Here is a 20,484-nt window from a genome sequence, read left to right on the forward strand (position 1 = left end):
TTGACTTTCATCAAAGCCTTTATTGTTCCGCGGCTTAATGAATTCCGCGTGCCGGACGACTTAAGTACCACAAAACGTACGATAACCACAGCTAGAAGGTTCCGGTGGTTGACTATACTCAAGTTGCTCCCGTGTGTGCGCATAAGGGTTTTCAAGGACCTGGAGTAGTTGCCTTAATACACTATAGTCTCCCTCTTCCACTGCAGCTTCCAAGGCGGCCTCTACCCGGTGGTTACGTGGGATGACGGCAGGATTGCTGTTTCTCATTAACTGGTGTGAGGACTCCCTTGATTCCTGTTGTCTATTAATTCTCCCTTGCCACCGTTCCTTCCACTCGACGAATTCCCCACTGCTAAATAAAGCTGAATCCCCCGGGTTATCAAAGGTCAGAGCAAGGAAGGTATTCGTATAATCTGCCTGATGCTTTTCCATTAAATCAAGCAGGTCCTTAATAAAAGACTCATCCTCCGCTTCTTCACTCAATAGACCAAGCTTAGCTCTCATCCCTCTAAGCCAATTACTTTGATACAGTTCAAAAAACTGCGATACTTCAGCTTCTGCTATCTTAATAGCCTCCTCCTCATCTGCACTAAGCAGGGGCAAAAGGGTTTCAGCGAATCTTGCGAGATTCCAAGCAGCCATATAGGGTTGATTCCTATAGGCATAACGACCTTGACGATCAATCGAGCTAAATACGGTCGCAGGATCATAAGTATCCATAAAGGCGCAAGGCCCGTAATCAATGGTCTCTCCACTAACCACCATGTTATCGGTATTCATTACCCCGTGAATAAATCCAACAAGCTGCCATTGGGCAATGAGTGAAGCCTGACGCTTAATGACCTCCTGAAGCAAGGTTGGGTAGGGATTTTTAGCCTCCCTATGTCCATAATGCCTTTCTAATGTATATTCAGCTAGAGTCCTGAGATCCTCGACAGTACCCCACTGTGAAACATATTGAAAGGTACCTACACGAATATGACTAGCGGCTATGCGGGTAAGTATCGCACCGGGTAGCATTGTTTCACGAACAATCGACTCACCAGTTGTCACTACCGCCAAGGAGCGCGTCGTCGGAATGCCCAGCCCAAACATTGCTTCACTAATGATGTATTCACGGAGCATGGGGCCAAGTGCCGCCCGGCCGTCCCCGCCACGGGAATAGGGGGTTTTACCCGAACCCTTGAGCTGGATATCGTAGCGTCCACCCTCGGGTGTCATCTGTTCGCCCAGCAACAAAGCCCTACCATCACCCAACATGGTAAAATGACCAAATTGATGTCCGGCATAGGCTTGGGCAAGAGGTTCTGCCCCTTCAGGAAGCCTGTTGCCGGCAAACACACTTATACCCTCATCACTTTTTAGGGACTGAACATTAAGCCCCAAGCTCTCCGCCAACCTTTCATTGAGAATAACAAACTCTGGCGAATTGACGGGGACTGGGCTAAGCTTCGTATAAAGCAAACTAGGAAGAGATGCATAGGTATTGTCAAAATTCCATCCGGCTTTTTGTATTTCTTGCTCATCTATCATAGTCTTCTATTCTCCTTTTAAAATATGGACTCTAGATATTTACCTATCTATTGTTTGTATTTCAGGCAAACAAATTCAGGCAATCAAATAAACGAGCTTAGCACAATAATTCTAATAAATAATTACCAATAGAAGAAATATCATAGGAGAAATACTAATAGAAGCAGCTACTAAGTAGATGTCTTAGTCAGCCGCTTCTATTTTTCTAATATTAAGTCACTCCATGCATGCGGCATCCGCATGCTTTAGATCACTCTTAAGGATTTGCTGTAGAGTTCATCTCTAAGATATCGCTGTAGAGGTTTAGTTCTAGAGGTTTATTTCTAAGGGTTTAGCTCTAGAGAGTTTGCACTGCAGACTCAACAGTTATCTCCAGCACTGCCCTCAGCCAAGGGAATTTTGTTTTCATCATGTCAACTTCCGCTCCTTCAGTTATGAACCGAGCGGTGCCTTTGACTAAGAACCCTGTTCCCGGATACATTTTGCCTTGAACCTGACGGTTGGCAACAGTAAGTTGGACTTTATTATTCTTCTCGATGTTTTGCTGAGTTTGATTCATCCCCGCAGCAGGGAAAAGGAGCTTATCATCGGCAGTGATGTTAGCATAACTATTCCAAGTATTGGCTACATGGGGTTCACCGGCACCTTGAGTCACGATAGCTATCGCTCCATCGGCAGGGTGCTGTAGCACTTCTAAAAGCTTTTGATCCAACATTTGGGGAGCCTCCTTAAACGATATTTGTCAAGAAATCCAGTAAGACCTTATTGAGTCTGATTTACTGGTCAATGGATATTAATTCCCCAAACATCAAAAATAATCCTTCTTTATAGACTATCGCCAAAATCACTTCTGAACTTTTGCACTAGAGCCGTAGGCCAATCCGTCATCGTATCTAATCTTCCTAGGAAGAAGCGCAAAATCTTCGGCTCTTCCACGAATTTCATCCCACCGATCAGCTCGCGGTTTTCATAAAGCCAAGCGATACGGTCCACGGCGTACTTGACCTGGGAAAGTGTAAAGACGCGACGGGGCATCGCTAGGCGCACCAATTCCATGTCGGCAAGAGGTTCTACACCGTTAGCATCCCTATCCTCAGACATAGTCCCTCTTTCCATACCGCGCACACCGCTCACCAGATAAAGGGCTGCCGCTAAGGCTGCTGCCGGGTACTCTTGCTGAGGAACATGCTTAACGAACTCCATTGCGTTGATATGGCACCCCAATCCCCCCGCCGGTGTGACCACGGGAACTCCTTTTTTCTGTAGCTCTTCCGTCATATAGGCAATAAATTGAGGGCCTTGGTTGATCATATCCTCATCCATGGTCTCCTCAAGACCTACCGCCATAGCCTCCATCTCGCGGACGGACATCCCGCCATAGGTGAGAAACCCCTCGTAGAGAGGAATAAGCTCGCGCATCTTAGCAAAATGCTGCTCGTTGTTCGTGCAGATTCCGCCTCCCCGAGCACATCCCAGCTTCCGTGCGGAGAAGTAAATGACATCGGCCTGATTGGCAATAGCGCGGGTGATCTCGCGAATACTCATATCCCGGCATTGCTCTTCACGAACCTTGATGAAGTAGAGATTATCGGCTAAAAGGCTGGCATCTAAAACCAACATCACCCCAAATTCATCGCAGACCTGACGGGCTTCCTTTAGATTAGCTAATGAGAAGGGTTGGCCACCAATAAGATTGGTCCCCGCTTCAAACCGCACAAAGGAGATCGCTTCAGCGCCCTTTTCCGCAATCAAGGCTCTTAGCTTGGCGATATCCAAATTACCTTTAAAGGGACATTCACTATTGACTTGATACCCTTCTTCACTCAGTAATTCTTCAACACGACCACCATTTCTCACGATATGGGATCTGGTGGTCGTGAAGTGATAATTCATAATAGCGATGGATCCCGGCTTAACAAAGGATTGGGCAATCACATTTTCACACGCTCTTCCTTGATGGGCCGGTAAGAAGAAGCTTTTACCAAAGATCTCTTGAACTTTATTTTCTAGCTTTGAAAAGGTCTCTGATCCGGCATAGCTGTCATCCGCCTCCATCATGGCTGCCAATTGCTTATCACTCATGGCATTGACCCCACTATCGGTCAGCATATCCATGAAGACATCTCGGTTTTTCAGGAGAAAATTATTAAACCCAGCCTCCTGCAAAGCTTCTAAACGCCGCTCAATCGGCCAGATATTTAATTTTTGCACAATCCGAACCTTATGCATTTCGAGGGGGATGTTTTCACCCGAATAAAACTTAACGTTGGACATTTGAACACTCCTCTTCTCTTTTTTTATGTAGATGATGGGAGATGCTCAGTCGGACTAAAATCTCTGGCAAATAAAAAAGCACCCCATAGGAGTGCAGGACAAACTTAGACCACCTTAAACCTATCTACCGTCCTACTGACCTACTCAAATTTAATCTTACTATGCAAAGCATCCTACTGTTCTACCCATTCTACACTAACATTATAATCTAACGCATAACTTTTTGCAAAACACTACGATGGGCTCTCATGTAGAGAGCGACGTCTTTTTGAGCTAGTAGTACCACTTCATCGAGGCTGTCCATCACAGGCGCAGGGAAGAGCTTAAACCAAGCTTGGATAAACAACACGATGCCCTCCAACGTTTAACGCACGCAGGAGGGCATTGTTCTAAGCATTTGATGTGCCTCCATGTAAAAGTCCTGCCGATTAATTTACTGCGAATTTATCAACGGTATTCACCAATTCGTTTGCATTATCATTTAAGCTTGCCATAACTTGGTTAACTTTTTCAAGTTCTATTGATACAGTCGCGGCAGATGCAGCAAGCTCTTCTGCACCGGCAGCTCCTTGGCTAATTGTCTGGGTAACATTATTCATTGCTTCAGACACAGATTTAACCATTTCTTCTAATACTAGCGTCGTACTTGAAAATTCATGGGTCAAACTGGATACGATGTCCGAATCGTTCTGATACTGGTTCCCAGTTTCTACAAGTTGATCATAGTCAGGTATGACAACCTCATTGATAAAGCGCAATGTCCTTAGGGCCCCTTCTGAAAGGTCCTCATGAGCTCCAATGACATGATTCACTAAGTCTTCTATTTCCTCAACCGAGGCGGCGGACTGTTCCGCCAATTTACGCACTTCTTCAGCAACAACTGCAAACCCTCTGCCATTTTCTCCTGCTCGAGCCGCTTCGATTGCTGCATTCAAGGCGAGTAAATTCGTTTGATCAGCAATTGCCGAAATACCTTGAGTCAGTTCGCCTATTTTCTGAACGACTTTTGATCTCTCAATCGCTACTTCAAGGGATTCTTTTTCTTGTTCGTAGATACCCGCTGCTTTAGTTTGAGCTGCAATCGCTTGTTTCTTTAATCCTTGGGCTCGTTTTTCTATCTGATCGGCTTGATTACTTCCGTCATCTGCCTTAGCTTTAAGCTCGGAGATGTTGCGTTGGAGTTCTTCGCTTGAAGCAGATATTTCTTCTGCAGCCGCTGCAATTTCTTGGAAACCTGCCGATACTTGTTCCGTCGAAGCTGCCATTTCCTCTGAACTACTTGCGACATTTGAAACCGCCTCAGTACAATCGTTGGTTCCATGATTAACTTCTTCGGTTACGACCATTGATTTCTTAATCAATTCCCTCAAATTATCTGAAGCAATTCCTAATTTTTTTACGAGTTGCCCAATTTCATCGTTACCGCCTTGGACCTCAACTGTAAAATCACCGTTCGCCAGAGCTTCAGCAACTGCCTGCCCCTTTGCAATAGAACCTTTAACAGAACGAAGAATGTAGTATGTAAGAAGCAAGGCTACTACAACCGCAATCCCTAAGATAGTAAGTATCATTGTAATAAGTTGACTAATACGAGCCGTCATTTCCATTTCTGTACTCTTCAACTCATCAGCTTGATAGGTGATAAAATCTTGGAGCGCTTTTGTTGTAGATGCATTAACTTTTGAGGCAACCTCTGATCCATATTTGTTAGCTACAACTCCACCGTTTGTTTGGTATAATTCGATTAATTTGGCTTGATGGGGAGCAAATTCAGCCATTGCTGCGACAACGACGTCAAGCTGCTCTTTATCCTCCGGTAATACAATATCTTGAAGCTTCTTTAAGTCTTCATTTGCCTTATTGATCGCTTGTTTTAAATCGTCATAAAATTTTTCGTTACCCGAGCTAAAATACCCGCGTTGAGCCGATGTTTGAAGTGCAAATTGTAAGGCGATATCTTGGGCCGTATTTTGCATCTCAATATGGTATCCAGAAACATCTTCAGCCAGTTCCCCAAGGTTATTCACTTGATAATAGACAACACCGACTATAATTGACATTATTAAAATAAGAGCTGAATAACTCCAGATTAGTTTTGTTGAAAGTTTCATATCAGTCAATACCCCGCTTTTCCTATAAGTTGTACCTCATTGATTTCACAATTCGACTTCTTTCCTCATTTTTCTACTAAATATCACAATATTCTATGATATATTTATTTTCCCATATATAAACTTCATAAAGCTTAACCATCCCAAGAGAAGCCCTCGCGAGTAGAAAGAATGAAAAATCTACCAGCGAGGGCTTTGGTTGCCTTGTTATTGAACGCCCTACTTTCTATACGCGGTTTAATGTTTAAGCGGTTATTGTCACACCCGTCTCAAATACTTGATCACGCGCAACCAATTTGACTTGGTATTTACCAGACAAGCCGGTTTTATTGATGAAGGTATCGACGTTACGTGGATCTTCCTTTTGGAAGGTTCCAACACACATAGCTTGGAACACTTGGGGTACGGTGTTAATAGGATAGCGTAAGGTTTCGCCTGTTTCGTTAACCAGGAGTAGTTGGGCCATTTCACCCGTTTCCATTATCGCATTAAAGTTAAAGCGATCCTCTTCTTCAACGATGTTTGCGAGATAATCCTCCGGAATAAGCTCGCCAGTTTCTGTGGCCTTGATTTTCATCTTCGTTGTTTCTGTATCAAGCAAGCTACCAAGGATTTGTCCTGCCCCGAGCTCAGCAGTTTCATTAGCATAGTAGAGGGGGAGTTTTTCTGCGCGATAATAGTTGCCTACAATCTGCATTTCATAGACTAGCTCATCATCTACTAATTCACAGGTTATGGAGTTAAACTCAAATTTATTGCCCTTGAATTCTGGTAATGTGGATTTAATAACGGCCATTCCTTCACAGGTCTCACCATTTTCATAACCGATACCTCCGGAATGAACCATGTAATGCCCTTCATCGTAGTATTCCACGTTGCAAATATAGGGGGAGAAGAACTCAGCGCCCCGCTCTTTACCATATTGCCACACTTGTTCAATGGTCATCTTCTCAGTATCAATCCGGTAGCGAACTCCGCGTGTATAGTTGTCCTTATTCGGAAGGTATTTGTCCTTATTTTTAGAGCGAAAATGCCCATTATCGAGGAGCATGACATCTCCATCAGGAAGAATGACGCAGGCATGTTGCTCGTACTGCCATTCAAGACCTTCTCCAACTGGGGTGAAGAAGTATCGGTCCACCATTTCCTGGGGCCAGCCTTCAGGGTCACCGATAATCCAGTTCAGCTTACCACTTTCGAAGTCGATATTGATCACCGCATCCTGGTGACGTCCGGAGAAGGTCAGGCTATGGGTCTTTTTGTCATACCAAACCGCATTATTATGGAACCAGTCGTGAGCATCCTGGCTGCCGGAACCTGCCACATCCTGGGGAAGAACGGTTTTATAGTCCCAGGTTTTTAAGATCTCCCCTGTATTAGGGTCGATCAGCGCACACATGTCCTCTACTGTATGGGAATGACCATCAAAGGTAAGCACCAAAATGTTTCCATCTTCCATCACGAATTGGTCGTGGTGGTAGCCGCTGGGGATGCGGTACTCTTTAAAAACCTTACCACTAAAGGCCATTTCATAGAGCCCTGAAGTAAAGTAAGGCATTTTTACTAAGCGTTCGGTACCGACCAAAATATGACCGTTGGGCATCCGTTTCATATCGAAGGATAAAGCGACCGTGGTGTGCCAACGAACGTCACCGGCATAGTCGATACCCACTGCCATCGTCCGAGACGTGGCAGATGTAAGGAACATCAGGTTGTCCCCAAAATACTCAGGTGTCGTCTTAATCGAAGTTGCAGGCACTACATCCTGAGGTAGTGGCTCAGTTGTAATGGTCATAGAATTTCTCTTACCGTTAGTCAGGATAATTTCAACGGTGTTGTCATAGCCAGCATATAAGCCATAAATCGGAAGAACATGCGTGGTATTAGCCGGGAACGTATGCCGGATATCTCCGGGGTGTTCCTTACCTTTTACTAGGATCGTAACTTCAGTAGCTACCGGAGTTTTAAACATAACCATGGCTGTCAAAGGACAAATTTCGTATGGGTTAACTTTGACCAGTGGATTATTCAGTGTGTAATGACCGGACTCGAAATCGTCTAAGAAGGCCCGTTCCCTCTCCTTTTGCCGAGTAATGATGTGGGGTACAAAGTCGTATTTAATTTTGTCCATTTTCTCACAACTCCTAACGCAAATATACTAGCCCTGACATTCACATATTAACATGCTGTTGTTGCGTTCTTCTAACAACGATTCGTGGTGTCTATCCACAAGAAAATGTTTTAACACCACTCTCACCGGCATCGGAGCGAAAACCTTCGTTTATGATTTAAAGATAAATTCTTATTTGAGATAAAAGATATTTTAAGTCTTGCTTCTTTAATTAATAGCAAATAAAAACAACGATATCTTAGCTACTTGAGAAGCAAGCTAAGCTATCGTTGTTTCCATTTTTGTCGCCAAATTCTCTTGGAATCTTCTTTAGCTATGGCAACTATGTTCATGCGCGTGGCATGAGTCCCCGGAATCCTTTAGTGATCCTTCCAGCCATTGGAGAGCGACCGTCTTAACATCACCTGAACAGCCACGTAAAACTTCTATCCCTGAGTTTTTTAGAACCCCTACAGCTCCCTCGCCCATATTGCCAGCGAGCATGACTTTTACTCCCTTCTCAGAGAGGGTTTGCGCGATATTTGATTTGCAGCCACAGCCTGCAGGGGAAGCGACAGTTTCTTGATCAAGGATTTCTTTACTCGTGTCATCGACAGTGAATATAGTGAAGTATTCACAATGCCCAAAATGATCGTCAATACGATTCTGACGCGATGGTAAGGCAATTTTCAGCATTAAACATTCCTCCAAAGCACTTTTATAAAGTAGCCTTATGTCTTATAATATAATTGACATATGCCCTTTAACCACAATAATAAACTCATAAATGGCATATGTCAATAACTCAGCTATTCGGGGGTGAAAAAATGCCACGGCCCAGAAAGTGTAAGAAGGTATGCTGTTTACCAGCAAACAACTTATTCGGACCTCTTAACATGAGCGATAGCGAAAGTGAAATGATCACCATGACTGTGGATGAATATGAGACCATTCGTCTTGTTGATTTAGAAGGAATGACCCAGGAAGAGTGTGCAGAGCGTATGAATGTTGCTCGCACAACAGTACAAAGAATCTATTACGATGCTCGCAAGAAACTAGCAACCTCTTTAGTCCAAGGGAACAGAATACTTATCGAAGGCGGTGACTATAAGCTTTGTGACGAGAAAGAACAACATCTTTTCAGGTGTCCTAGATGTCACAAACGAAAATGCTTATAGATCTTCTATTTGAACTGCATTAGCCATTAGTGCTCTCATAGCTCTGAAGCTTACGGTATAGATTTCTCAGACTAATTCCCAAAAGGTCTGCGGTCAGTGCTTTATTGCCGTTAAGCTTTTCCAGCGTTGCCAGGATATAATGTTTCTCTACCTCTTCAAGCTTGAGGAGATTGTCACTTTGGGCAATAGAGTTAATTCCCTCGACAGGATCAAGCGCTATAGAGTTCTTAAGGTTTACTTCGACTTTTTCAGGCCAAATATCTGAGGGAGCAATGACCCCATTCGTGGCAAGTATTTGTCCTCTTTTTATAAGGTGGGAAAGCTCTCGAACATTTCCCGGGAAGTCATAATTTAACAAGCTTTGCTTTGTTTCAGGAGCTAGTACTGAGGATTTACTGGATAACTCTTCTTTATTGGCTTTTTCAAGAAAATATTCCGCAAGGGGAAGAATATCTTCACGCCGTTCACGCAAAGGTGGAACACCAAGGGTGACACCATTTAAGCGATAATAAAAGTCTTGGCGGAAACGCTCCTCCTTTATCTCCTCTTGAAGGTTGCTGTTAGTCGCGGCAATGACTCTAATGTTAACACGTCTTAGCCTAGTATCACCTACACGACGAAACTCACCTGATTCCAAAAATCGCAAAAGCTTTACCTGTAAACTTAAAGGCATTTCCCCAATTTCATCGAGAAAAAGGGTTCCCTGGTCTGCCATTTCAACAAGGCCAATTTTCTGAGCTCCCGCTCCTGTAAAGGCTCCCTTTTCATGCCCAAAAAGCTCACTTTCCATCAAGGCCTCTGGGATTGCACCTGCATTGAGAGGGATGTAGGGGCTATTTGAGCGTGCACTCCAAGCATGAATCGCTTGAGCCACTAGGTCCTTGCCTACACCGCTCTCACCTTGAATAAGGATTGAGGCATCCGTCTGGGCCACCTTTCGCGTAAGTTCGAGGAGTTCTAGCATCCTCGGGCTTTCAGCAATAAGGGTAAATCCGGAAGCTTGGCGACGCACTACTTGTCTAAGTCCAGTATTTTCAAGGAGCAATTCCCTTTTTTCCATCGCCTTTTGGAGTGTCAATTCAAGCTCTGATAAATTACAAGGTTTCGTTAGGTAATCATAGGCGCCCAGTTTCATGGCATCTATCGCTGACTCGATGGTCCCATGCCCTGTAAGCATTACAACCTGAAGGTCTGGTTGGAGCGCTTTAATCTGAGGCAAAAGATTCAGTCCATCTCCATCCGGTAATTTGATGTCTAACAGAATCGTATCAAACAAGGTATCCTCTATTAGTGCTAGTCCTTCGGCAGCTGTCCCTGCTTGTATTACTTCATAACCTTTACGCTTTAATCTTTTGGCGATTATCTCACGTAAAGCATCCTGATCATCTAAGATCAGAACCTTCTGTATGCGTTTCATTTAAGCTCACCTCTTTATGAAGGGGTATCGTCATTCTTACAAGGGTTCCTTCACCTTCAATACTTTCAACTTCTATTGTACCACGCATTTTACGAATAATTTCATAACACACAAACAATCCCAACCCTGTTCCCTTACCGACGGATTTTGTGGTAAAGAAGGGATCAAAAATACTTTTTTGATCTCTTGCCGAAATGCCAGGGCCATAATCCTTTACCTCAATCCTTATGACTTCTTTTACACCATCTGTACTACTTTCGTAATTTTCCATAGTATCGGGGCTGTCTTTTTCTATATCCCTATATCCCTTGACTTCTATGATACTTTCTCTATCTGATACATCTAAAGAGTTGGTTACAATATTAAGAACGACTTGCTGCCACTCATTTTCATTTCCCCATACTAATAAATCGTCTTCAAGCTCATTCTTAAGCAAGACACTGTTTTGTTTTGCCCTATAGGCTAATAGTTCTAAGGTTTTCAAAGTGGCTGCTTTCAGATCAACCAATTCTTCTGTTGGATTTTTACGTGCAAAGCCTAATAAATTCGCTGTGATTTTTTTGCAGTGGGCAATTTGTTCTAAAACTATATGATAACCTTGGGTAATTTCCTCATCCGTAAGCTCAGGGTCTTTTTCTTCAAGGCGATCAAGCAGATCTTCACTATGAGCGGCTACGATAGCTAAGGGGTTATTGATTTCGTGAGCAACACCCGAAGCCAGAAGACCAATGGCAGCCATCTTATCCGTCTTGAGCATTCTAGCCTCTAATTCTACCTCTTGAGTGACATCCTCAATGAGCAGAAGATAGGCTGCATTTTCTGGGTTATCAGGTGAGAGCTTATATTCCATCTGGCGAAGGTGGCGACTTACACCATTAAAGGATAGGGTAACATTACGAACAACATTGTCGTAAGGTAAATTGATAATTTGATCGCCAAACCATTCGACAAACTTTGGATTCCACCAGATAATCTTTCTTTCGGAGTTTAAAAGGATCATCCCCGCTCCAATTCCGTCGACGACGGTAGTCAAGAGCTCCTTTTCCTCTTCAAGGTCTAGATTTTTCTGATCTAAGAAATTCAGTAGCTGATTGAAAGATTGGACTAAACGTCCTATCTCATTTCGATTTTCAATAGGCAAATGATTTTCTAAGTTACCCGTTGAGATGATTTCTCTAACTCGACTTTCCACGTTTTCGATCGGATCCACAAGCTTTAGCCCAAATCCAATACTCAAAATAAGAACAATAATCATAATTAAGAGTGCTATGACGATAAGCTTTAGGGCAAAGTTATGAATAGGCTTAAAGGCTTCGCTGGTAGGCTGTTCAATAAATATAGCCCATTTAGGATTGTCTAAGGATACAAAAGACCCAATAACAGAAATCCCTTGGATATTTTTATATCTACTTCCGAAAGAATAGTTTTCTCCCTCGAAGAAGCCTTGCACAGAGTCATTATTTATCTTGGTCTGCTGTAAAACGAGGCTAAAATCAGTATGACCGATTAGATTCCCTGATTCGTCAATAAGATAAATATACTCTAAAGGATCAAGCTGCGTACTTACAAACCTATCGTTGATTACCTTTAGGTCAATTTTAGCTTGCAGATACCCTAAGGGCATATGAGTTAGGGGGTCTTTCAGTTTTATAGTTAAATACATAGCCGGTCGCCCATCCTGAGAAAAAAGCATAGGGCTTGAGCCGATAGACTCATCATTTTTGAGTGGATTCTCAATTTTTCCCGAAGAAAAATTCCTTGGTACATCCTCACTTCGTGCTACATGGTCAATGGTCATATAATCTAGATTTGCGACCTTTATTTCATCGATAAAAGGCTCAGTTCGCATGAGGGTACCTAACACAATCCGACGCATGCTTTGGTCTTGGCCTAATAAGGTCCTGGCATTGGCCTCTGTCGTTTGGGCTAAGGTAATCTCTAGATTTGTATAAAACGCTTCTAATTCTCTTGCTAGCATTATAATCTGCTGATGATTTTGTTCATAAATATTCTCTTCTAAATGTTGCTTCACAGAGGTAAAGCTCAGATACCCTAGAAAAAATACAGGGAGTATCGACATGCAGACACCAAAGAGAAGAACATGAGCCTTTATTCGCATCCACCAAGGACTAGTGCTGGTTTTCACGCGCTTACCTACTTTCCACTTACCCTATCCGTTGTCACAGACTAACCTTCAGTGAGGCCAATTTCCACTCTGAAGAAAGTCGCGCTCAATCAATGACCTGATCGTGGTTGTCCCCACTTATCTATTCTAGTTTATCATGTAAATAAAAAGGGATGAAGACTTTTTGAGCCTCCATCCCTTTTCAAGCTAGTTTTTCAATAAATTAAACGTTAGCCCAATAATTTCCCATAACGAGTACGGATAAGAGGAAGCCAAGGGGAACATTGACTAATACACCTGTGGTAAATGCTGCAAAAGGCTTCCAACCAACTGAGGTTAAATCTCTGAAACGTGTCGTAAAGCCAATGGACAAGAAGGTGAAGATAAAGGCCCAGTTTCTTAGCTCTTTTAAAGGCTTAATTACGGCTGCTTCAATGCCTGCTTGAGCAGCGTCACCATTAGAGGCAACTAAGATCGTGACAATAATGGAGGCAACGAAGAAACCGAGAACGAATTTAGGGAAACGTCCCCAGATTTCACCAGCGTTTGGCTTACTTCCATCGACTCTTTTTTCCCATTGGGTAACAGAGATAATGGCCATAAGGAAGGCCCAAATTCCAACGAACATATCACGGCCAACAACTTTAACTAAGGTGAAGGTCTTAATCGATTGCTCACCGATAGCTGCTGCTGCGGCCATTCCGGCTGCATCAGCGAACTCCGAAGTTCCAATCCATGCCCCAGCAGGGCCAGCATCGATACCGAACATTTTAATTAGGATGGGTAAGCTGAAGATCATAACGACAGCCCATACCACAACCAGTGAGATTGCTACAGACACATAGTTTTTATCTGCTTTAACTGCACCACCGATAGCGATTGAGGCAGATACACCACAGATGGAACCACCAGCTGCTAGAGTAGAAGCAAAACGGCGGTCAAGTCCGAATAATCGTGTTCCAGCGAAATAAATTGTTGAGAAAGTGACTACGGAAATTATTGTAGCTTGTAAAAATGCTACAGGACCAGCCTTCATAATAAGGGTAAAGGGAAGGGTTGCACCCATGAGAACGATACCCGTTTTAACATAAAACTCTGTTTTTAGCGCCGAATCAAGCCAGGCAGGAATCTTCACAAAGTTTCCAATGATAAGCCCAAAAGCAAGTGCGAGCAACGGAGCTTCCAAGTTAAAATCTTTAGCAACAGTCCAAGAACCCATTACTGTTACAAAAAGACTAAAGATGAAGAGAACTGCGAAACCAACAACGAACTTAGAAACATTATGCCCTAAGATCTTTATCGCAATTGAAAAAAGAAGTAAAAAACCTAAGAATAAACCAATAATTCCAGGGATATTCTTGCCCAAATACTCTGTTGCAGTACCGAATTCACTCCAAGTAGGCACTTTAATAGCAATCCCTTTCATGAACGAACTTCCACTTGCCCATAAAAGGATTGAGATAAGTACTATGCCAAGTCCGAGCCAAACCGCCCAATAATCTTCCTTTTTGAAGAGAGCTGAAAATCCTCCAGAAGGCGATGTGGGCTTTTTTTCCTGTTGTACAGCCATTACTATTAAACCTCCAATACCTAATTAAGACTTTTGAATAAATATAATGCTACAGATCGAACAGTATCTTCGATTAGGCATACCACCTCCTATGTGAATATGAAATCTAGTACCTATAATGCTTTAGCAAAGTACTTCTTCCCAAATTAAATGCAATTCTCATGCCAACCTTCCTAAAACGAAGTAAAGTAATTTCAAATACAGTTAATAGGGTTTTCTTATGCTTTAAATGCTTCCTTGAGTTTAATCTATTGTTATATATTCTTTTGACAAAATGGCAAAATCGACAAAATGGCATGACATTTTGTCATGACATTTTGTCAAATAATAAAAAAATCTCTCAGGTAAATAGTGTTCCCTGAGAGATTTCTGTATCATTGTTCTAGGATATAAGCTTAGAGAACGCCCCAAAGACGGGTATATTCCACATCTAAGACAAATTCATCATCTCCAAAGCCATTCTCCTCTAAAATCTTGCAAGCCTTATTAAACTCAAAAGATTCGGTCTCCATTAAGATATGATCCTTCCAACCGGTGACTGCCCAGTCATCATGAGCATTTTTAAGTAATTCCATCATTTGGGCGATACGCTCTAGTCGCCAATTCAAAAATTGATTAAAGTTGCGAACCGCTTGAGGGGAAACATTTTTCACTTTAACAATATCATTAAGGGGTGGCCTTTCGCCCGGTTGCCAATCCTTCTTCTCAAAAAAATAAAATAAAAAACGAGCTCTTTGAACACATGTCTCATTATCTGGATGCATACTGCATTCCCCTTTCCTTATTTTTTCCCGATGACTAACAGGTTCCCTTTATCTTACCGTCATCCAATAGCTACCCATAACGATAACGGATAAAAGATATCCTAATGGTACATTGATTAGAATCCCCGTAGTAAATGCCGCAAACGGTTTCCAGCCTATGGATGTTAGTTCACGAAAACGGCTAGTTAATCCAATCGAAAGAAATGTAAAGATAAACGTCCAATTTCTTAATTCTACGATAGGGCTAATAATATAAGTCGATATATCTTTATTCATCGAGGAATCTGCAAAGGCTGTTAAAACTGTAACGATTATCGATGCAATCATAAAGCCAAGGACAAACTTAGGAAAACGAATCCAAATTTCAGCGGCATCAGGTTTTGAACCAACATATCGTTTCTCCCAAGTCGTTACCGAAAATAAAGCCATGATAAAGCACCAAACTCCAATAAACATATCACGACCAACGACTTTCATCAATGTGAAGGTCTTTATGGCTTGCTCATTAATAGCCGCGGCTGCAGCCATTCCAGGGGCATCTGCTAATGCAGCAGTACCAATCCAAGCTCCGGCCGGACCTGGCGCAATCTCCAACAAGCTAATTGCGAACGGTAGCACAAAGATCATGACAATAGACCACATGACCACCAGCGAAATCGCTATCGATACTTGCTTTTTTTCAGCTTTAACCGCTCCACCAATAGCGATAGAAGCCGAGACCCCACATATGGAGCCTCCTGCCGCTAATGTTGCTGCAAAACGATTATCTAACCCAAAAAACCGTGTCGCTGTCCAATAAATGGTCATAAAGGTCGCTATGGCAATAATTGTGGCTTGAGCAAAAGCCGTAAAACCCGCTTGGAGAATTAGGGTGATTGGCAGTGAAGCCCCCAGCAAAACAATGCCAACTTTGACATAGAAGTCAGTCTTAAGAGCATTGCTCATCCAACTAGGGGTCCTTACGATATTACCTAGAATAAGCCCAACAAGCAAGGCCAACACAGGCGTCTCAATATTATATTTCCTCATAACTTCCCAGGAACCTAAGACTGTAATTCCCACACTTAGGATAAAAAGAACCGTAAATCCTAAGGCAAAAGGCCACATTTTTTGCTTAAGAGCCTTTATCGGTAGCCCAAACAAACAAAGGAAAAATAAGTATAGCACTAGCAATGCGCTAAGATGATCCGTGATATATTGAATAGCTATTTTGAAATCGTTATAGTGTGGCACTTTTAGAACGAGCCAGGTTAAAAGCGTATTCTTCTGGTAAAAAAGAATGATCGCCAATAGGATAACTGCTACACCTAGCCATACCGCCCAATATTCCTCTGTTTTCCAAAGCGCCGAATAACCCTCTTTAGGAGTCGTTCGTTTCCTTGAGAGGGTAGTTTTACCCATCTATCTAATTCTCCTTTACAGTTCCAATCACTAAATACAATACTAGGACAACCCGGCTCATTTATCAAGCAAAAAAGATGATCCATGTTAATCCACGAATCATCTAAGCATTTTCAATTTTTCTATGATCTTTTTTAGGTAATACTCCGTTTAGTCTAGCAGATAGGAGAACCAAAGACAAACGAATTCAAGAAAAAACGAGTGTGATTTCCCCAAGAAATCAACACTCATTTTTATTTTAGACCTTATCTATTTAGGCAATGACTGGATATGTGAACTAGACTAGACTATCCGATAATGAAGTCAAAATCACTCCTAAAGGAAGCTTCCATTATCCGAGCATTCACGACAGACACACCAATAAACTTCTTGAACATACAAAGACTCAGACCAGTCCGGTTTAATCGCCGTAACCACTTGAACTTTTTCCTTACCTCCACAAACTTCACATACGAGACTGTCGAACTTTTCCTCTATCTTTGTCATCTTGCCTTCCCCCTCAGAGTTTTTGTATGTTATCATATTTCGGGTTCCAGCAAAATGACAGCTTAAATGCTTAAATATTAGTGCACAAGCAAGGCATGCTTATTGATCTGATCCCTCAACTAAAGAATGGACTCAGTCTTCTGCTTTCCTACCTTAATTAACAACACAAGCGCAACTAAAATCCAAGGAATTCCTCCCAGCAGACCGGTCATGGCCGGACCAAGGAGCGGATTATAGCCGCTTACTGTCAAATACACAGGAAGTGCTGCACCGGCATTCACTGTAGAATGAATCATGGCCGCAGGAATGGCACTATCCATTTTGATCGTGGCATAACCTTCCACTATTCCTAGGACGACGCAAAAGATAATCATGGCCAAAATACCCAGCCAGGGATAGCCTATATACTCAGTTCCATAGTTATGACCCATAACAATCACAGGAAGATGCCATATCCCCCAGATCACCCCGGTAATCACCAAAGCCGCTCGATCGGAGTATAACTCCCGTAATTTGGGTAAAAGATACCCTCGCCAGCCCAGTTCTTCTCCCAAGGTGGGAATAATATTGACCACCGGACCTAGAAGAGCTACCTGCAAAATGGTCAGCAGCAGCAGATTCGGCGCAGAGATCCCACCACGGTCACTAGCGGCCAGCATTTCCGTTAACACACTCAGCTCAGGGTCAAAGGTTCCGGGAAAGATCAAAAAGTAAACTACCCCACTCAAAAACAATAAAACTGTAGGGCCAAATAACACCAGCAAATACCCCTTGATATTCCTCTTAAAATGGGGGCGCAAATACATTTTTTGAAAGCCTTCTCTGGTGATGAGTCTAGTCAATAAACTGCTTAGGGTCGGGGTAACCATTGCCCCAGCTAGAATCGCTATGGATAACCCTTGCCCATAGGTTAGCCCCAAAAATGGGATGAGTAGAAAGGTCGCCCACCCTAAGACAATAGCGGATACAACAAATAGGATTAACCGTTGCTTGGTTGCTCTGTTTTCCTGTCTTCGTTCCATGGTTATTCCCCCTTATCTCTTTCCTCCATCACCGAAGTGCATTCCCCTGAAGCTTGTCAACGATTCTTTGGAAGCCCTTATCCTCGGCAAGCACCGCGAAGGTCGGATTTTGAACCACGGCATCGGCCATGCTTTGGCGGATGGTCTTCTCATCTCGGGGCAAGTTCGTCCCCAGATCTAGATCCTCCAGCCAACTATCCAGCTGGTCGAAAAATGCGTCCCCGTGCAAAGACAGGGGATAAATATCCCCAGTGACCAAAGCGGTATACTCTTGGAGCATCGCTAAGGCTTTATCCTGATGCCCCTGAGCAACATACCCCTGCGCAGCAGTTAGATAGATACCCACGGTAACGGCAGGATGCAGCCGCTTGATATCAAAGGCCTCCACCATGGCCAGGGCACGCCGGAGCATTTCCTCAAACTTTTCGCGTTCGTCGATGCAGAGGGCCATATAGGCAGGGAAAAAGTTGAATAGAACCACGATATTTTGAAAGATCCCTACCTGTAGGATTGACTTCGCTTCATTGACACGCCCCGTCATTTGATAGGCCGAAGCTAAGAGAGATTCGGGAGGCATAGCCGGCTCGATTTTTCCTTCCAGTAGCTCCAGCACAGCCTGGGAATCCCCGAGTGCAAGGTTACACAGGGCCTCCAAGTATAACGCTTGCCTTGTGAATGACACATCATCGCTTTCCTCCCTGACCCGAATAAATAAAGCTTTCGCCTCGGCAATCAAAGCAGCTGTTTTTTGCGAATCCTTAGGCAGTCCCCCATGATTAATCATCAAAAGCCCCATTTGCAGCAATAAAGGGAAGCAGGAATAATACTTCTTGATGATCAGATGGCATTCTTCTAAGACTTCATCGACAGGTTTTGACGCAAAATCCGCCGACAGTCTTTTATAAAGCTGACGAATATCTTCTTTTCTCATTTGGGGCTTATAGTCCATCAATTCATCAATGCTAATATTAAAATAGGCCGCTAGCTGAGGAAGAAAGGTCACATCAGGATAGCTTTGCCCTGTCTCCCACTTGGAGACCGAAGCCTTAGAAACCCCCATATAACTTGCCAATTCATCTTGGGTAATCCCCTTTTCCCTACGCTTATTAACTATGACCTGAGCAATATTTATTTCCTTCATGATCATCACCTCACCTTTAATTTTAGCCAGCTTAAGAAGGAATACAATGGATTCGCAGTTAACATACAGTGGAAAAAATCAACCAATGCGATATAGAGAAGAAAGTTGCCAAAAACCTTACTTTAACTAAAGCTTAGAAGAATTTATCCCAGGAGTGGAAAACCTTTAATATTAAGAGCATTAAAAAGGACCGTAGTAGATGAACTTTTGTTCATTACTGTGGTCCTTCATTATCTAACAATCCTATACTTCCGAGTACTTCAAATCGTCAAGCCTTAATAAGCCTTACTTATCTTGATAAGGTGTATAAAGGACCTTGCCCTCTTGATCCGTGATTATAACCTCACCCATCCATCTCCACTCTTCTCCATGGACTGGGTCGGCATTTTCATCAAGGGTTAGCTTTTCGATGATGGCCTTATGATTTAAGCCTAAGCTATCCGTTGCGATGACGGACATGGTTAGGGTTTCCCCTGCTGAAAGCGTCCATTTCTTATCAAACTCTGTCCAGAGACCACCGGTATTAACGGGCTCTTCCGTAACGACTTTTCCATCGACATCGACCACAAAAAGTGCTTTCTCTATAGTATTATTTTCTACGGGCTTAACCTCTAGGCTTAAATTCCCTTTGCCATGATATTCGCCGGACAATTCCTTGGAGTTCTTGCTATAAATCGTCCCGCTATTTCTCTCGAGTCGGGCATGGACAGCTGGTAACACACTCCATTGTAGGTTCTCCATAATTTCTAGCTTTTCTGTTTTCTCAATACCACTGTCTGCTAAAACAACCTTGGCCTCGATGGGTTTAAAAATATCTACCCCTACCGTGCCGGTAAATGTTGTCCCGTTTTTACTCATGGTCACATTTTCATCCGATACAAAGAGTGTAGCTCGAGTGTCTGCCTTCGTTTCCTTCGGTGTGATATTAAAGGTTATAGGTACCGTCAGCTTCTCGCTATCAACCTTACCAAATGAATAGTCGTAGCTATCGACAATGCTGGATTGGCGTTTAAGCATGGAATCAATATTGGTGTAGATGTTGTTCATCTGCATCGACTGATTAGATTCTAGATGAGCCAACTGATTCTGCGTGTCCTGCAACTTCCTCTGCAAATCCCCGATATTCGCAAGGGATATCCCCTGCAAAACAATAAGTATCGCAATTAAAATAAGTGGAAGATTCTTTTTCATGATTATCCCCCTCTATTTTTTCCTCTATTGTCTATAGGAACCTTTCTTGATCTATGTACTTTAGACACATTGTATCAGATTTCCTCCAGCAAAAGGGAAGCTTTGTAAAAAGACCGTAGTAATCCGCACTGTTGCCGGTTACTACGGTCTCTATCAATATC

The 20,484-nt window shown here is 42.9% G+C and carries 17 protein-coding genes; 1 reads left to right on the forward strand and 16 read right to left on the reverse strand.

The genetic code is table 11. The features are described 5' to 3' along the window. Nucleotides 1-60 precede the first annotated feature (60 nt). The 7 genes from AAC978_RS12665 to AAC978_RS12695 form a co-directional block, all read right to left on the reverse strand. The gene (locus tag AAC978_RS12665) at nucleotides 61-1,533 is read right to left on the reverse strand and encodes a protein adenylyltransferase SelO (protein ID WP_341548428.1); all 1,473 of its coding nucleotides are present in this window, start codon (nucleotides 1,531-1,533) and stop codon (nucleotides 61-63) included. Nucleotides 1,534-1,870: 337 nt separating this feature from the next. Then, on the reverse strand, nucleotides 1,871-2,248 hold the full coding sequence (locus AAC978_RS12670; RefSeq protein ID WP_341548429.1) for a pyridoxamine 5'-phosphate oxidase family protein: 378 nt from the start codon (nucleotides 2,246-2,248) through the stop codon (nucleotides 1,871-1,873). A 110-nt stretch (nucleotides 2,249-2,358) separates the two neighbouring features. After that, nucleotides 2,359-3,807: a tryptophanase gene (locus AAC978_RS12675; RefSeq protein ID WP_341548430.1), complete on the reverse strand. Its 1,449-nt coding sequence runs from the start codon at nucleotides 3,805-3,807 to the stop codon at nucleotides 2,359-2,361. 208 nt (nucleotides 3,808-4,015) lie between these two features. Then, complete coding sequence (locus AAC978_RS12680) at nucleotides 4,016-4,156, reverse strand: hypothetical protein (protein ID WP_341548431.1); 141 nt, start codon at nucleotides 4,154-4,156, stop codon at nucleotides 4,016-4,018. Nucleotides 4,157-4,235: 79 nt separating this feature from the next. Beyond that, nucleotides 4,236-5,918: a methyl-accepting chemotaxis protein gene (locus AAC978_RS12685; protein WP_341548432.1), complete on the reverse strand. Its 1,683-nt coding sequence runs from the start codon at nucleotides 5,916-5,918 to the stop codon at nucleotides 4,236-4,238. A gap of 244 nt (nucleotides 5,919-6,162) precedes the next feature. Beyond that, entirely contained in the window at nucleotides 6,163-8,049 is a 1,887-nt protein-coding gene (locus tag AAC978_RS12690; RefSeq protein WP_341548433.1) for an aryl-sulfate sulfotransferase, read from the reverse strand. 309 nt (nucleotides 8,050-8,358) lie between these two features. Then, the gene (locus tag AAC978_RS12695; RefSeq protein ID WP_341548448.1) at nucleotides 8,359-8,721 is read right to left on the reverse strand and encodes a NifB/NifX family molybdenum-iron cluster-binding protein; all 363 of its coding nucleotides are present in this window, start codon (nucleotides 8,719-8,721) and stop codon (nucleotides 8,359-8,361) included. Nucleotides 8,722-8,855: 134 nt separating this feature from the next. Here AAC978_RS12695 and AAC978_RS12700 point away from each other — a divergent pair, with 134 nt between their 5' ends. Then, nucleotides 8,856-9,206: a DUF134 domain-containing protein gene (locus AAC978_RS12700; protein ID WP_341548434.1), complete on the forward strand. Its 351-nt coding sequence runs from the start codon at nucleotides 8,856-8,858 to the stop codon at nucleotides 9,204-9,206. 19 nt (nucleotides 9,207-9,225) lie between these two features. Here the strand turns inward: AAC978_RS12700 and AAC978_RS12705 are convergent, their stop codons facing one another. From AAC978_RS12705 to AAC978_RS12745, 9 genes are all read right to left on the reverse strand, one after another. Then, the gene (locus AAC978_RS12705) at nucleotides 9,226-10,623 is read right to left on the reverse strand and encodes a sigma-54-dependent transcriptional regulator (RefSeq protein WP_341548435.1); all 1,398 of its coding nucleotides are present in this window, start codon (nucleotides 10,621-10,623) and stop codon (nucleotides 9,226-9,228) included. Further along, nucleotides 10,589-12,769: an ATP-binding protein gene (locus AAC978_RS12710; protein ID WP_341548436.1), complete on the reverse strand. Its 2,181-nt coding sequence runs from the start codon at nucleotides 12,767-12,769 to the stop codon at nucleotides 10,589-10,591. The genes AAC978_RS12705 and AAC978_RS12710 overlap by 35 nt, the downstream gene beginning before the upstream one ends. Nucleotides 12,770-12,971: 202 nt before the next feature. Next, the gene (locus AAC978_RS12715) at nucleotides 12,972-14,318 is read right to left on the reverse strand and encodes a YeiH family protein (RefSeq protein ID WP_341548437.1); all 1,347 of its coding nucleotides are present in this window, start codon (nucleotides 14,316-14,318) and stop codon (nucleotides 12,972-12,974) included. A 395-nt stretch (nucleotides 14,319-14,713) separates the two neighbouring features. Next, nucleotides 14,714-15,082 carry a hypothetical protein gene (locus AAC978_RS12720; protein ID WP_341548438.1) on the reverse strand — a complete coding sequence of 123 codons (369 nt, stop codon included), beginning with the start codon at nucleotides 15,080-15,082 and terminating at the stop codon, nucleotides 14,714-14,716. A gap of 48 nt (nucleotides 15,083-15,130) precedes the next feature. Continuing rightward, complete coding sequence (locus AAC978_RS12725; protein WP_341548439.1) at nucleotides 15,131-16,483, reverse strand: YeiH family protein; 1,353 nt, start codon at nucleotides 16,481-16,483, stop codon at nucleotides 15,131-15,133. Between the two features lie 315 nt (nucleotides 16,484-16,798). Beyond that, nucleotides 16,799-16,969, reverse strand: coding sequence for a hypothetical protein (locus tag AAC978_RS12730; protein WP_341548440.1), 171 nt, complete (start codon nucleotides 16,967-16,969; stop codon nucleotides 16,799-16,801). 119 nt (nucleotides 16,970-17,088) lie between these two features. Next, a complete protein-coding gene (locus tag AAC978_RS12735) occupies nucleotides 17,089-17,991 on the reverse strand; it encodes a CPBP family intramembrane glutamic endopeptidase (protein WP_341548441.1) in 903 nt (300 codons plus the stop codon). A gap of 28 nt (nucleotides 17,992-18,019) precedes the next feature. Next, nucleotides 18,020-19,132 (reverse strand): helix-turn-helix domain-containing protein, encoded by a 1,113-nt coding sequence (locus tag AAC978_RS12740; RefSeq protein WP_341548442.1) that lies wholly within the window; start codon nucleotides 19,130-19,132, stop codon nucleotides 18,020-18,022. Nucleotides 19,133-19,417: 285 nt separating this feature from the next. Next, on the reverse strand, nucleotides 19,418-20,323 hold the full coding sequence (locus tag AAC978_RS12745; RefSeq protein WP_341548443.1) for a hypothetical protein: 906 nt from the start codon (nucleotides 20,321-20,323) through the stop codon (nucleotides 19,418-19,420). Nucleotides 20,324-20,484 lie beyond the last annotated feature (161 nt).

This window comes from Desulfitobacterium sp. THU1, assembly GCF_038181555.1.
Lineage (GTDB): Bacteria > Bacillota > Desulfitobacteriia > Desulfitobacteriales > Desulfitobacteriaceae > Desulfitobacterium.

What these genes read in the sequence shown, in the direction of transcription:
- AAC978_RS12665 (WP_341548428.1), bottom strand. Translation starts at nt 1,533, where the DNA reads ATGATAGATGAGCAAGAAATACAAAAAGCCGGATGGAATTTTGACAAT.
- AAC978_RS12670 (WP_341548429.1), bottom strand. Translation starts at nt 2,248, where the DNA reads ATGTTGGATCAAAAGCTTTTAGAAGTGCTACAGCACCCTGCCGATGGA.
- AAC978_RS12675 (WP_341548430.1), bottom strand. Translation starts at nt 3,807, where the DNA reads ATGTCCAACGTTAAGTTTTATTCGGGTGAAAACATCCCCCTCGAAATG.
- AAC978_RS12685 (WP_341548432.1), bottom strand. Translation starts at nt 5,918, where the DNA reads ATGAAACTTTCAACAAAACTAATCTGGAGTTATTCAGCTCTTATTTTA.
- AAC978_RS12690 (WP_341548433.1), bottom strand. Translation starts at nt 8,049, where the DNA reads ATGGACAAAATTAAATACGACTTTGTACCCCACATCATTACTCGGCAA.
- AAC978_RS12700 (WP_341548434.1), top strand. Translation starts at nt 8,856, where the DNA reads ATGCCACGGCCCAGAAAGTGTAAGAAGGTATGCTGTTTACCAGCAAAC.
- AAC978_RS12705 (WP_341548435.1), bottom strand. Translation starts at nt 10,623, where the DNA reads ATGAAACGCATACAGAAGGTTCTGATCTTAGATGATCAGGATGCTTTA.
- AAC978_RS12715 (WP_341548437.1), bottom strand. Translation starts at nt 14,318, where the DNA reads ATGGCTGTACAACAGGAAAAAAAGCCCACATCGCCTTCTGGAGGATTT.
- AAC978_RS12720 (WP_341548438.1), bottom strand. Translation starts at nt 15,082, where the DNA reads ATGCATCCAGATAATGAGACATGTGTTCAAAGAGCTCGTTTTTTATTT.
- AAC978_RS12725 (WP_341548439.1), bottom strand. Translation starts at nt 16,483, where the DNA reads ATGGGTAAAACTACCCTCTCAAGGAAACGAACGACTCCTAAAGAGGGT.
- AAC978_RS12730 (WP_341548440.1), bottom strand. Translation starts at nt 16,969, where the DNA reads ATGACAAAGATAGAGGAAAAGTTCGACAGTCTCGTATGTGAAGTTTGT.
- AAC978_RS12735 (WP_341548441.1), bottom strand. Translation starts at nt 17,991, where the DNA reads ATGGAACGAAGACAGGAAAACAGAGCAACCAAGCAACGGTTAATCCTA.
- AAC978_RS12740 (WP_341548442.1), bottom strand. Translation starts at nt 19,132, where the DNA reads ATGAAGGAAATAAATATTGCTCAGGTCATAGTTAATAAGCGTAGGGAA.
- AAC978_RS12745 (WP_341548443.1), bottom strand. Translation starts at nt 20,323, where the DNA reads ATGAAAAAGAATCTTCCACTTATTTTAATTGCGATACTTATTGTTTTG.